The sequence below is a fragment of the Flavobacterium sp. 9 genome, from assembly GCF_002754195.1.
In the GTDB taxonomy this organism is placed as follows: domain Bacteria; phylum Bacteroidota; class Bacteroidia; order Flavobacteriales; family Flavobacteriaceae; genus Flavobacterium.
In genome coordinates this window covers 5,188,459-5,202,734 of record NZ_PEEU01000001.1, presented here as the reverse complement: position 1 = coordinate 5,202,734, position 14,276 = coordinate 5,188,459, and the positions used below count along the sequence as shown (strand labels likewise).

The window sequence follows — 14,276 nt, the reverse complement described above, 5'->3', positions numbered from 1 at the left end:
TTATGGAGAAAAACATTACCCGTTTTGGCATTTTAGCTTCATTTTTATTATTATTTTCTTGTAATGATAGTAATAAGCTAACCGAAGTTGTAGAAGTTCCTTTGCCTACAAAAGAAGAAAAAATAACGATTGGATCTCCAAATGATGTAAAAGCAGATCCGGGATCTTTTGAGTTAACAAAACTTCCTTTTTCTTATGACGCATTAGCGCCGGCAATAAGAACACTTACAATGGAAACGCATTATTCTAAGCACTATTTAACGTATACGAATAATCTAAATAAGGAGATTTTAAATACTGAATTTGAAAACTTGCCAATTGAAGATATCTTAAAAAAAATGGATCTCAACAATGCAAAACTTCGTCAAAATGCTGGTGGATATTACAATCACACTTTGTATTTTAATATTCTGACTCCAAAAGAAACAACTCCAAAAGATACTTTGGTTGGTTCTATAAATAAAGAATTTGGTTCATTTAGCAACCTTACAAATCAGTTTAAAGGCCAAGCAACAAAGCAATTTGGTTCTGGTTGGGTTTGGTTAGTAGTTGACAGATACGGAAAACTACAAGTAACAACGACTGACAACCAAGATAATCCGTTAATGAAAAACGCTTTGATTCCCGGAACTCCTATTTTAGGAATTGATTTATGGGAACATGCTTATTACTTAGATTATCAAAACAGAAAAGGAAGTTATATTGATGCTTTTTATCAACATATAAATTGGGAAAAAGTAAACGAAAACTACATAGAGGCTTTAAAGAAAGTCAAAAAAGTATAAAACACAAAAAAGCTGATACAATAAGTATCAGCTTTTTTTTGCTTAAATTGTATCCTACAATTCTTTTGGTTGATAGAAGCAAAACAAATATGACAAAAGTCATGCATTTATGCCACACATCTACTTACCTTAGTAACAACAAAATAAGACCTTAAATCAGCGTGTTTTTTCACAAGGAAAAAATGCATAAATTATTCTACCGGATATAAATAAAAAAATTGAAAATTAAAACCATCCTTCTTTACTTCATTTATATAATATCCTTTTCATGTCAAAATAAAGAGAATACATTTTCTAGTAATAAATCTACAACTGATCAGTTATCTGAAACTTCTCAATTAAAAATTCAAAATCAAAATTCTGAATCACTTTTTGATACAGTAAAAAAAGTTAATGCTGAATACTCTTTAGAACAATTAGACAATACAAAGGGTTTATCTAATAGTTCTATTAATACTATATTTCAAGATTCTGAAAACTTGCTTTGGATAGGAACCTGGGATGGTTTAAATCGATATGATGGAAATAACTTTGAAATTTTCAGGCCTGAATTAAATAACAAAAATAGTCTGAGCAATCAGGTTATTCTCAAAATAGAGGAGGATAACGTGGGAAGAATTTGGATATTAACCATACACGGAATTAATCGGTATGATAAAAAAACAGGTTTATTTGAGCATTATTACTTTTCAAGAGAAAACATTCCGCCATTATCGGAATCTGAATTTAATATGGCGCTTGATTCTTCTAAAAGAGTATTTTGTGCTGTAAAAGATTGGGGAATTGGTTATTTTAATGGTAATACTTTCCAATTATTAAACACTGAAAAGCTTTCGAAAAAAGCCGTAAAAAAAATGGAGTTTACTTTAAACGGTAAATTACTGGTGTTATTTGAAGATAACAAACTCTATTCATTATCCTTTAAAAATAAACCAACCGAAAAACTTGTTATTTCTAAAATAGAACTGGTCTCGGATAACATTCGAACATTCGGAATCGTTTCGAAAGAAAAAATATGCACCGTATCCGTGACCGGAAATAGTAATTTATATTCTTTTACTACTAAAGAAAACATTTTACTTCCTAAAAAAGATATTGAAAATAGTATTGGTAATATTCCCGAAGGACTTGTTGTTTCAAGTAAAACCGGACATTACATTATTGATATTAAAGGTAATGTAATTAATCATAACTGGTTAAAACATCTAGACAAGCAAAAAACCACTACAATAATTAAAGGAAATGAAAATATCCTTTGGGCAGGAACAGACGGCGACGGAATTATTAAAATGTATCCGCTCAAGAAATCGTTTAATCTTATTGCAAAATCTCAGGTTCCGGAATTAGACGGAGCGATTGTTAGAACGTTTCTCCAAGTAGATAAAAACTCTTTTTTGGTGGGTACAAAAGGAAAAGGTTTATTCCGTTTTTCTTCAAGCTTTTATCTCAATCCCGAAAAACCACTGAAATATAAAAACTATAACGAGAATAATAGTGCCATTAACAATGCCGTATTTTCTTTATGTAAAGGACAAGACGACCTTATTTTTATTGGAACTGATGGTGAAGGAATTTCTATTTTTGATCTAAAAAAATCTAAATTAATTAATTGGATCAATATTGCAGGTAATAAAGACTGTGATTACTTTAAATCTATCTACTCGATCTATCAGGACGAAGAAGGTTTTATTTGGCTCGGAACTAACGGATACGGAATGATTCGCTGCAAGATCGATCGGTCTGGAGAGAATTTGAAGATCACTGATTTTAAACGATATCTTGCTACTAATAATCAGAAAAACACTTTAAGCAGTAATATTGTTTTCTCTATAATTCCCAAGAATAAAAATCAACTTTGGATAGGAACCCGATTGGGCGGTTTAAATTTATTCGATAAAAAATCAGAGCATTTTACAGTTTATAAAAACAATCCTGATGATGCTACAAGTTTATCTAATAATGATATCTTGTGTTTACAAACTGATACCCAAAATAGACTTTGGATAGGAACCAGTTTTGGTCTTAATTTATTAAATCCTGTAAAAAAGGATGCAAAAGCAATCTTTAAAAACTTTACTGTAAAAGATGGGCTTCCCAATAATACGATTCACGGAATTGTCGTCGATAAAAAAAACAATCTTTGGCTAAGTACCAATTTTGGTTTGTCTAATTTTAATCCTAATCGATTAAAATTTACCAATTACACTAAAAATGAAGGTTTACAAAATAATGAATTTGCAGATGGCGCCTTCTATCAGGACTTAAATTCTGAATTTATTTTTATGGGCGGAATTAAAGGTTTTAATTATTTCCTGCCTCAAAAAATAAAAGAATCTACTATAATTCCGGATCTTTTTATTGATAAAATTAGTGGTCAAAATCAACCTATTCCGTATTATCAAGGATTGGTTATTACACCCAATTCAAATACTCATCCATCAATTGTTTTAAACCATAATCAAAACTTTTTTGATATTGAACTTACTGCTTTAACTTATATCAATACTGAAAAATGTCAATATGCTTATCAATTAATGAATTTTGACAAAGGCTGGAATACAATTAATAACCGACGAATTATTTCTTTTACAAATGTGCCTAAAGGAAATTATTCTTTATGGATAAAATGGTCAAATAGTGATGGTGTCTGGAGTAAACCGGTACATGCTATTGATATTTGTGTTAAACCAATATTTTGGCAATCAAATCTTGCTTTTATAATCTATTCTTTATTGTTTTTGGCTTTTGCATTATTTGTACTTAGTTATTACAAAAAACGTCAGTCATTGACGCAAAATATTCTTTTCAGACAAAGAGAAAAAGAACTTCACGAAAACAGACTTACGTTTTTTACTGATATTGCCCATGAATTTCAAACACCGCTGACATTAATTGTGGGATCTATCCAAAAACTTTCAGAAGCTACAAATCTCAACGAAAAAAATCAGAAATTTATACAAATGATTCAACGAAATTCTTCGCGTTTATTATTCTTAACGCAACAATTACTTGAATTTAGAAAAGCCGAATATGACTATCTCGAAGTAACGGTGAAAAAATTTGATTTGGTAAACCTAATCGAACAAATTGCCGAGTTATTTGATGAATGGGCTTTAGAAAAAAACATTCAATACAACCTCAGCATCCCTCCTACTTTACCAGGATGGTTCGACAAAGATAAGATTGAAAAAATAGTATTTAATGTAATGTCAAATGCTTTTAAATATACTCCTGTAAATGGTAAAATAGATCTTAAATTTTATATTCAGGATAATGATTCTAAAAAGCTAAACATAACTATCACAAATACAGGAAAGGGAATTCCGAAAGAAGAATTAGATTCTTTATTTACTCAATTTTTCTTAGCCGATACAAATACTAAAGAAACTGATAACAATATGTTTAGAACTGGTATTGGTCTTGCATATGTAAAAAAATTAGTTGGTGTATTAAAAGGCGAGATACAAGTTACAAGCACTCTTAATAAAGAAACGACCTTTACAATCTTATTGCCTTGCCATAAAGAAGCTTTTAGCCAAAAGGAATTAGACACAGCGATAAGTCCTATTTTAATATCACAACATTTAAAAAATATTCTGGAAGAAAATCCCGTTAAACCGGAAGATACTCCAAATAAAATTTTGTCGCTCGAAGAACTTACAGACAATCGAAAAGTAATACTAATAGTCGAAGATGAAAAAGATATTCATGTACTTCTTGACGAATTACTTAGTGAGAAATATAAACTTTTACTAGCCTATAATGGCCTTGAAGCTTTAAAAATTATTGAAGATGTTCTTCCAGACATTATTATAAGCGATGTAATGATGCCTTTTATGGATGGCGTTGAGTTTTGTAAAAAAATCAAAACTAATCTTAAAACCTGTCATATTCCTTTTATTATGCTAACAGCAAAAGACTCTGTTGTGCATAGAATCGAAGGAATAGAGAGCGGTGCGAATTCTTATATTCCAAAACCATTTTATCCTGATCATTTACTTATAAGAATACAAAAGCTATTAGAAGAAAAAGAATTGATTTCAAGGTATTTTAAACAAGATACACTTACCGAAAACCTACCCAATCTGAACATAAATAACGAGGAAAAAGATTTTATAAAAAAAGTTATTGAACTTATTCGTAATAATATTGATAATGAAAACCTACAAAGTTTATTTATCGAAAAAGAATTAGGAATCAGTAATTCACAATTGTACCGAAAAACCAAACAACTTTTTGGTTTTACACCGGGTGATTTAATTCGTACCATTCGATTGAAATATGCTGCCGAATTGTTAAGAAAAAACAAATTAACGGTATCTGAAGTATGTTATCAATCCGGCTTTAATAATCGCTCTTATTTTTATCGTGAGTTTAAAAAACTATACGATTTAACACCCAAAAATTATCAGCTCAAATACATATCAAAGAGCTGAAAATCCACTAAACAACTGATTTCCAAAAACAAAAATAGCAGTGTACACTTTTGAAGAAATAGTGTACATGATTTGCTATACCCTCAAACTAATTTTATAAACGATAATTAATTCAAACGTTATCGTAAAACCACAAAACAGAATTAACCTTAAAAAACCACAAAAAAAACAATCTAACTAGTAATTCAATTAACACTTCTTTATGATGATTAAAAAAATTATATTCAAATTATTCCTATTCGGAACGATTATGCTGGGTGGCATTATACAAGCCCAAACTGTTAAAGGTATAGTCTCAGATGTCGACGGACTGATGCCGCAAGTAAATGTGAATGAAAAGGGGACTTCAAATTATGCGACAACTGATTTTGATGGTAATTATACCATTAAAACCACAAGCTCAAATGCTGTATTGATTTTCAGTTATATTGGCTACCAAACTCTGGAATATCTACAGCTGGCAAAACAGAACTAAATGTTACTCTTACAACAGATACCAATACTTTAAACGAAGTTGTTATCGTAGGATATACAAGCGAAAAAAAATCTTCAATAACAGGTGCAGTTGCTACAATAAACATGACTGAATTATCCAAGGCAAAAGTGGCCGATGTTGGTCAGGCGCTACAGGGACAAGTTGCCGGTGTTTCAGTTACGGCAAATACTGGCGCGCCTGGTGACGGACTTAAAATACGTATTAGAGGTGAAGGAACATTGGGAAACAATGAAGTATTGTATGTTGTAGACGGTGTTGCCACACGAGATATTTCTTTCTTGAATATGTCTGATGTAAAATCAATGACAGTTTTAAAAGATGCTGCCGCAACCGCTATTTATGGTTCAAGATCTGCAGGAGGTGTTGTAATCCTAACTACCAAAAGCGGTCTAAAAGGAAAATCGAATATTGATATCGAATACTATTCAGGAACCAGCTTTGCCACAAACTTGCCTAAAATGCTAAATGCAAATCAGTATCTAACCGTAATGGATCAGGCTTGGCATAATTCTAACAATAATCCTGCAAATGCTGCAAGTCCTTATAGTATTGACAGAGCCAATGGAAAAGTTAACGGAATACCATTGTCAGACACAAATTGGTTAAAACAATTATTTGGAGCAGGAAAAACAGACAATCTACAGCTTTCGTTTAGCGGAGGTTCAGAAAAAACACAGTATTTAATATCTGGTGGTTATTTTGGACAAAACGGTATTGTTGTAGGAGATAAAGACACTTATCAACGTATAAATTTCAGAGCAAATATTAATACCGAAGTTACTGATCGTTTTAAAGTTGGAACAAACTTTCAAATTACAAGCAGCAAACAAGATAAAATGTCTTCAAGCGGAGACGCTCCGGGAGTCATTAGACACGCTTTATTGCGTCCTTCTGTATTAGGAGTTTATAAGGATGTAAATGATCCAACATATAAAGCAAATAATCCTTATACAGATCTTCCGTTCTACTTAAACAACAATCCTAATGGCGGTTGGAGTCGTAACTATGAACTAACGTCAAATCCAATTGCGATAGTTAATTATACAGATGATGTAAGATCTCTATTTAAAACGTTTGGAAATGTATACGGAGAATATACTTTCTTAGCTGATAAATCATTGAAATTCAGAAGTAATTTTGGAGCAGAAATCACTTTTGACCATAATAAAGCTTTTGGAGAAAATTATGGCGATGATAGCGACAATGATCCAAACGAATTATATCCGGGTCAAGGCAGACAAAACAGACCTTCGAACTTAAACGAAAACCGCGGAGAAGCAACAACTTTTACTTTTACAAATACGTTAAACTATACTAAAACTCTTGCAGAGAAACATAGCATTAATGCATTATTAGGAGAAGAAACTGTTAATTACAATCAATCTGCTGTAGGCGGAAGCAGAACAAATTACAATAATACGACTGATCCTTTCCGTTATCTTGATTACGGAAGCGATACTGATAAAAATAGTTCTGGATCTGCTCAAATGTGGAATCTAATTTCCTTCTTTGGTTCTGCTAATTATGGATATGACAATAAATATTTTGTTTCAGGGACTGTAAGAGCTGATGGTTCGTCTCGTTTTGGACCAAATAACAAATGGGGATTTTTTCCTTCGGTTTCTGGAGGCTGGGCAATGTCTAAAGAAAAATTCATGGAAAACACAAAATGGATTTCTAACTTAAAATGGAGAGCCAGCTGGGGTCAATCCGGTAATCAGGAAATCCCTAATAATGCTTACGAAACTCTTGTTACCGAAACTGGAGGAATCATTAAAGTAATTCGTTATGGTAATCCGGATTTAAAATGGGAAACTACTACGCAAACTAACTTGGGTCTTGATTTAGGGGTTTTCGAAAACAAACTGACTTTTACTGTTGATTATTTTGATAAAACTACCAATGATATTTTATTAGCCGTAGGATTACCATCAGCAACTGTTGGTCAAATCAATAAAACATATGTTAATGCAGGAGTTGTAAGCAATAAGGGATTTGAGTTTGGAGCTAATTTTCAAAACAACGATCACGAATTTAAATACGGAATCAGCGGAAACATCGCAACTCTAAAAAATAATGTTGAAGAGCTACAACAATATGTTACCGAGATTACCGATGATAAAACACATACTAAAACAGTTGTAGTACAGCCAATAAGCTCTTATTACGGACTTAAATTTGATGGTATTTATCAAAATCAGGCAGAAATAAATTCTACTCTGTATTCAAACACAAACGGAGCAAAACCAGGTGATATGAAATTTAAAGATCTTAATGGAGACGGACAAATCGACGCCAATGACAGAACTTTTATAGGAAGTCCAATTCCGAAAATAACATACGGTTTCTCATTTAATGCAGAATATAAAAGGTTTGATATGTCATTTCTTTTTCAAGGAGTTTCAGGCGTAGATCGATACAATGATCTAAAACAAATTTTAGATTATGACAGCCGTCCTTTCAATTCAACAACCGCAGTATTAAACGCTTGGAACGGAGAAGGCACAAGTAATACAACTCCCCGAAATACAATGAATGATAATGGTGGAAGTCAAATTTCAAGCGTATTTGTTGAAGATGCGTCTTATTTAAGATTAAAAAACCTTGAAATCGGATACACATTAGACCCTAAAATAATTGGCGACAGATATTTAAGATTATATATATCTGGTCAAAACCTATTGACTTTTACAAAATATACAGGTTTAGATCCGGAATCAACTTCTTTAATAGATCAGGGAACTTACCCGCAATCTACTTCAATACTAATGGGATTAAAATTCAAAATCTAATAAGCTAACCATGAAAAAGATATATATAACAGCGATTATGATTTCGCTACTTACATTCACAAGCTGTCAGGATGAACTAACTACAGATCCTGTAGGCGGGCAGACTCTTGAACAGGCAAATTCTAAACCAACATTAAAATCTATAGAAACATCTGTAACCTCATCTTACGATATGTTATCCAATAAGTTAAATCAATTAGCAAATTGGGACTGGAATGCAGGTTTAGTATTTCAAAATGATATTGTAATAGAAGATATAGCATCTGATGATATGGAAAAAAAATGGTCTCCTGATGGAGATCAGCCATGGATGGATGAAATCAACAATTTTACTTTTACGTCTACCAACGGAGGCCCAAACGGATTATGGAAATACAATTATGAAGGCATAATAAGAACAAACATAGCGCTGGGTTTTCTATTAAACCCAGATATTGAATCTATTACGGGAATAACTACAGAAAGAAAAAATCAATTACTAGGTGAAACTTATTTTTTACGTTCTTATTATTATTTTTCACTGGTAACTAATTTTGGCGATGTTCCTTTAATTCTTTCTTCAATAAAAACATATCAGGAAGCTTTTGACAAAGCCGTAAGAGCTCCTAAAGAAGAAGTATGGAAACAAATTAAAACCGATTTAGAAACAGCTAAAACATTGCTGCCAAATTCAAAATATTCATCTGATAAAGAGCCATGGAGAGTATCAAAAGGAGCTGTTATTGCTTTACTAGCTAAAACTGCTTTATACAACAAGGATTGGACAGGTGTAATAAGTTCAGTATCAGAATTGCAAACAACCGGTTTTTATAATTTAGATACCAATTATTTTGATAACTTTAGTATGAATACGGAATATACAGATAACGAAGTTATTTTTTCTTATAACCACGTTAAACAAGCGGATCCAAGACGAGGAAATGGAATTTGCGCACCTCTTGGGTGGGGATTCTTTGCTCCAAGTACAGATTTTTTAGCATCATTTGAACCAAATGATCCGAGAAAATTATATACCGTAAATGTTTCGGAACAATGGGTAAATAAACTTTTAGGAACTACAAACGGAGGGAATAAAGGCGATGATGATGCACCAAACAATAAAGTATTGATTCGTTATGCCGATGTTTTACTTTGGAAAGCAGAAGCACTTAATGAAACTGGTAATTATTCAGAAGCAATTGGGATTATCAATCAAATTAGAACAAGAGCCAGAAATACAGTAACAACCGTTACAGTTAAAATTCAAGATCCTGATTTTCCAGATGATCCAACCAAAACAATTGCAGTTACTTCTGTTGGACCTCCGCCTCCTGCCGGAACATTGCCGGACAGACCTAGTTCTGGAGATAAAACGGTTGTAAAAGGATGGTTAATCTCAGAAAGAAGAGCCGAACTTGGTTTTGAGAGCCATAGAATGGGTGATTTAAAAAGATGGGGAATTGCAAAACAAGTAATGACTGCTCATGGAAAAAATTTCTTAGACAAACATATGTTGTATCCAATTCCACAATCAGAAATAGATGCTTCTGCGGGGCTTTTAACTCAAAACCCCGGATATTAATTTTTTAAAATATTAGACCTAACGGGTTTAAAAGCCTGTTAGGTCTCCATTCACAATAATATAGAACTAAAATCATGAAAGATATAGCAAAACGTTTTACAGAAAACCCGTTATTATCACCTACAGATATACCAGCAAGCAGAGAAGGATTAGAAATTACCTGTTTATTGAATCCGGGCGTATTTCAATACCAAAATAAAACCTGGTTAGGGGTACGTGTTGCAGAAAGACCAAAACAGAAAGAAAATTTAATTTCATTCCCAATCTTAACTGAAACAGGTGAGATTACTATTATCGAAATTCCAAAAGATGATCCTGATTTAATCGCAACAGATGCACGAGTAATTAATTATAAAGGAAATGATTATTTAACTACGCTATCGCATTTGCGTTTATTATGCAGTGAAAATGGACGTGATTTTTATGAACCTGAAAATTATCCATCCTTAGTTGGAGAAGGTATTTTAGAAACATTCGGGATAGAAGATTGTCGTGTTTCCTTAATCGAAGGAACTTATTATTTGACCTTTACTTCAGTATCAGATAATGGCGTTGGTGTAGGTTTACGTACCACAACAGATTGGAAAAATTTCCAGAAACACGGTATGATATTACCGGCACATAATAAAGATTGCGCCATTTTTGAAGAAAAAATAAACGGCTTATTTTATGCTTTACATCGCCCGAGCAGCGTAGATATTGGCGGAAATTATATTTGGATCGCATCTTCTCCGGATGGTATTCACTGGGGAAATCATCATTGTATTCTTAAAACACGAAAACGACTTTGGGACAGTAAAAGAATTGGCGCTGGAGCTTCGCCTATTAAAACAGATAAAGGCTGGCTGGAAATCTATCATGGAGCCAATGAAAATCATCAATATTGTTTAGGAGCATTTTTAATGGATTTAAACGATCCGACAAAAGTAATCGCAAGAACCGAAGAACCAATTATGATCCCCACAACAAGTTATGAACTAAGCGGATTTTTTGGAAATGTAGTATTTACAAATGGTCATATTATTGAACCTGACGGCGATACTGTTACGATCTATTATGGCGCTTCGGACGAATTTGTATGTGGAGCGCAATTTTCGATCAAAGAGATTCTTTTACTTCTAAAAAACAACTAATGTTTAAAAAACTTATATCAGAAATTGATCATTTTAAAAGCCAAACCCATAATTTTCGTATACTAATATTCACAAATCTGGTCTATGCACTGGTATTGCCTGTAATCGATATTTTTGTTGCCGCTTATATTATGAGGAATTCAAATGATACCTCAAAAGTTGTCATTTATCAATTAGCAATTTATACCGGAATCCCGCTTACATTTTTGTTAAATGGATTCTTATTGAAACATTTAAATATCAAAAAATTATATTCAATTGGAATGATGCTTAGCGGTGTTTCGATGATAATCATGATGTCTTTAAAAACACTTGATCTTACCGGAATTGGTATCGCAGGTATTACTATGGGGCTTTCATTTGGTTTGTATTGGGCAAATAGAGATTATCTTGCTTTGGCAATTACAAACGATGAAAACCGAAACTATTATTACGGTTTAGAAACCTTTATTTATACCATAATTGCAATTGCAATCCCGGCAACAATTGGCTGGTTTATACAGTCAAAAACAGGTGAAGATCAAAAACACGAAGCCTACGTAATCATTACAGGAATCGTTTTTCTGATTACAATCGCCGCTTCAATAGTTTGTTACAGAGGTAAATTTGAAAATCCGACACAAAAAAAGTACATCTTTTTCAAATTTCATCCCTTATGGTATAAACTATTGTCGCTTGCTACATTCAAAGGTTTAGCACAAGGATTCCTTGTTACAGCTCCTGCAATGCTTATTTTTAAAATATTAGGAGAAGAAGGCGCATTAGGCAAAGCACAATCAATAGGTGCAATACTAGCCGCCATCATCATTTATTTTATCGGACGTTTTTCAAAACCATCAGATCGAATCAAAATCTTTTCAGCAGGACTAATTCTATTTGCTTTAGGAGCTTGTATAAACGGATTATTCTTTGATAAAACCGGCGTAATACTCTTTCTATTATTGCTGCTTATTGCAAAACCTTTGATGGATTTAGCCTACTTCCCTATTCAGTTAAAAGTAATTGATATTGTATCCCGCATCGAAAAAAGAGGTGAGTTTACCTATATCTTAAATCATGAAGCAGGTTTATATATTGGAAGACTTTTTGGAGCCGGAACTTTCCTAACCTTATATTATGTAGTTTCAGAAGATTTTGCTTTAAGATACGCCATAGGAATCATCGCACTATTACAATTATGCTCGATTTTTATCAGCAAAAAAATTATAAAACAAGGACTGGAACTTTCTCCGGAAATTGAAACAAACAAAAAAGTACTAGAAAAAGTAGCTGCAGAACTACTTTAAAATAAAAACATAAAATGAATACATTTATAAAAATTACTGTCTGTTGTTTGTTTACTTTAGGCCTCACAGCTCAGGTAAAACAACAAAAAATTCCTCGTGTAGATCAAATGCCAAATCTACCACAACCATTAAAAATAATTGATTATAAAAAACTGGCTTTAGATTTTGATAAAACCGTTTATGATTTTAATGCCAAAGGTAAATTTTGGCCAATGGTCTGGATGGATGATACCCAGAAAAATTTCCCGCAAAAAGTTGTAGGATTATATACGGCTGTGGCCGATGTAAGACAAGGACCTGATCATAACAACGGAATGTTTCATGAAGCGCTTGCAACAATGGGAGCAACTTTAGGCGCAACTTTGGTTGGAATCGACAAAAACCAGCCAAACCTAAACTATGTTGGAATGCTTAAGAACTATTTCAACAAGGAAACGAATTGGAATATTATGATGAATAATACCTGTCCAGAAGTTGCACTTTTGGGCGGTGGTTACGGTCGTGACTGGTGGTATGATGTATATCCGAATCTATTATTCTTTGCCGTTTATGATAAATATCCTAACGAACCCGGTTTTACCGAAATCGCTAAAAGTATTGCAGACAAGTTTTATGAAGCCGATGTAATTTTAAATGGCAATTATGAATATTCCTATTTTGATTACAACAAAATGACGCCAATGACAAATCATATTTGTACACAACCTGACGCAGCAGCAGGACATGCTTGGGTTTTGTATATGGCGTATAAAAAGTTTGGAGATGCTAAATATTTAAAGGGAGCAAAAAGTGCTTTAGCAGCTTTAGAATCACAATCAAAAAATCCAACTTATGAAGTTTTAATGCCTTTTGGAGCTTATTTAGCCGCCAGAATTAATGCCGAAAATGGAACTAAATACAACACTAACAAAATGCTTGACTGGACATTTGACGGAACACCAATCTGTCGTGAAGGCTGGGGAGCTTTAGTTGGAAACTGGAACGGAATTGACATTTCAGGAACTTTTGGAAGCACTGTAGATCATGGCGGATATGGCTTTTTAATGAATACTTATGATGCTGCCTGGCCATTAGTACCAATGGTGAGATACGATCAATCCTATGCAACTGCAATTGGCAAATGGATGTTGAACGCTGCAAATGCTTCACGCTTTTTTTATCCGCAATATATGCCAAAAGAACATCAGACTATTCCTGAACTTGCCGAAGTTACCAAAGGAGTAATTGGTTATGAAGGAATTATAAAACAATCAAGTTATAAAGAATACGAAAACTTAAAAGGTCCCGTAGCACAAGGCGACGGTCCGCTTTGGGTATTGGGAGAAAATCCAAAAGAATCTCAATTTAGCGTTTATGGAAGTGGTCATGTTGGGATTTTCGGAAGTATTATTCAGGCTACAAACGTAACAGGAATATTGCAACTTGATTTATTAGCCACAGATTTTTATCACGATAAAGCTTATCCATCATACTTATATTATAATCCATATACAACAAGTAAAACTGTTACTATAAAAACTGAAAAAGGCAAAAAAGTAGATTTATACAATACCGTTTCCGGAACTTTTATAGCAAGAAATGTTTCTTCTTCCTCTAAAATAAAAATTGATCCATTAAATGCAGCAATAATTGTAATTGTTCCGTCAAGCGGAAAAATAACATATGAAGGTGAAAAAATGCTAGTTGATGGTATTATCGTAGATTATAAATCACAACAAAAAAAGTAGCTTATTTCTAAATTCTCATACAAAAACGCAGAGTTGTAAAGTCAGGTTTTATAAACTTTT

8 protein-coding genes are annotated in these 14,276 nt (G+C 32.9%); all 8 read left to right on the top strand.

The window, feature by feature from the left end:
- Positions 1 to 2 precede the first annotated feature (2 nt).
- The 8 genes from CLU81_RS21690 to CLU81_RS21660 all read left to right on the top strand — a co-directional run bounded on the left by CLU81_RS21690 (position 3) and on the right by CLU81_RS21660 (position 14,216).
- Positions 3 to 785, top strand: a complete 783-nt coding sequence (locus tag CLU81_RS21690; RefSeq protein ID WP_099711717.1) for a superoxide dismutase — start codon at positions 3 to 5, stop codon at positions 783 to 785.
- A gap of 218 nt (positions 786 to 1,003) precedes the next feature.
- A complete protein-coding gene (locus tag CLU81_RS21685; protein WP_099711716.1) occupies positions 1,004 to 5,221 on the top strand; it encodes a hybrid sensor histidine kinase/response regulator transcription factor in 4,218 nt (1,405 codons plus the stop codon).
- Between the two features lie 250 nt (positions 5,222 to 5,471).
- Positions 5,472 to 5,696, top strand: a complete 225-nt coding sequence (locus CLU81_RS27175; RefSeq protein ID WP_233209748.1) for a carboxypeptidase-like regulatory domain-containing protein — start codon at positions 5,472 to 5,474, stop codon at positions 5,694 to 5,696.
- Entirely contained in the window at positions 5,633 to 8,509 is a 2,877-nt protein-coding gene (locus tag CLU81_RS21680; protein WP_369804820.1) for a SusC/RagA family TonB-linked outer membrane protein, read from the top strand. Before CLU81_RS27175 ends, CLU81_RS21680 begins: the two co-directional genes overlap by 64 nt.
- A 10-nt stretch (positions 8,510 to 8,519) precedes the next feature.
- A complete protein-coding gene (locus tag CLU81_RS21675; protein ID WP_199174586.1) occupies positions 8,520 to 10,070 on the top strand; it encodes a RagB/SusD family nutrient uptake outer membrane protein in 1,551 nt (516 codons plus the stop codon).
- A 74-nt stretch (positions 10,071 to 10,144) separates the two neighbouring features.
- Positions 10,145 to 11,203: a glycoside hydrolase family 130 protein gene (locus CLU81_RS21670; RefSeq protein ID WP_099711715.1), complete on the top strand. Its 1,059-nt coding sequence runs from the start codon at positions 10,145 to 10,147 to the stop codon at positions 11,201 to 11,203.
- On the top strand, positions 11,203 to 12,489 hold the full coding sequence (locus CLU81_RS21665) for an MFS transporter (protein ID WP_099712830.1): 1,287 nt from the start codon (positions 11,203 to 11,205) through the stop codon (positions 12,487 to 12,489). Before CLU81_RS21670 ends, CLU81_RS21665 begins: the two co-directional genes overlap by 1 nt.
- A 14-nt stretch (positions 12,490 to 12,503) precedes the next feature.
- On the top strand, positions 12,504 to 14,216 hold the full coding sequence (locus CLU81_RS21660; protein WP_099711714.1) for a hypothetical protein: 1,713 nt from the start codon (positions 12,504 to 12,506) through the stop codon (positions 14,214 to 14,216).
- The last annotated feature ends 60 nt before the right edge of the window (positions 14,217 to 14,276 follow it).

Excerpts from the sequence above, each read along its gene's own strand:
- CLU81_RS21670 (WP_099711715.1), top strand. The coding sequence starts at position 10,145 with ATGAAAGATATAGCAAAACGTTTTACAGAAAACCCGTTATTATCACCT.
- CLU81_RS21675 (WP_199174586.1), top strand. The coding sequence starts at position 8,520 with ATGAAAAAGATATATATAACAGCGATTATGATTTCGCTACTTACATTC.
- CLU81_RS21660 (WP_099711714.1), top strand. The coding sequence starts at position 12,504 with ATGAATACATTTATAAAAATTACTGTCTGTTGTTTGTTTACTTTAGGC.
- CLU81_RS27175 (WP_233209748.1), top strand. The coding sequence starts at position 5,472 with ATGCTGGGTGGCATTATACAAGCCCAAACTGTTAAAGGTATAGTCTCA.
- CLU81_RS21690 (WP_099711717.1), top strand. The coding sequence starts at position 3 with ATGGAGAAAAACATTACCCGTTTTGGCATTTTAGCTTCATTTTTATTA.
- CLU81_RS21665 (WP_099712830.1), top strand. The coding sequence starts at position 11,203 with ATGTTTAAAAAACTTATATCAGAAATTGATCATTTTAAAAGCCAAACC.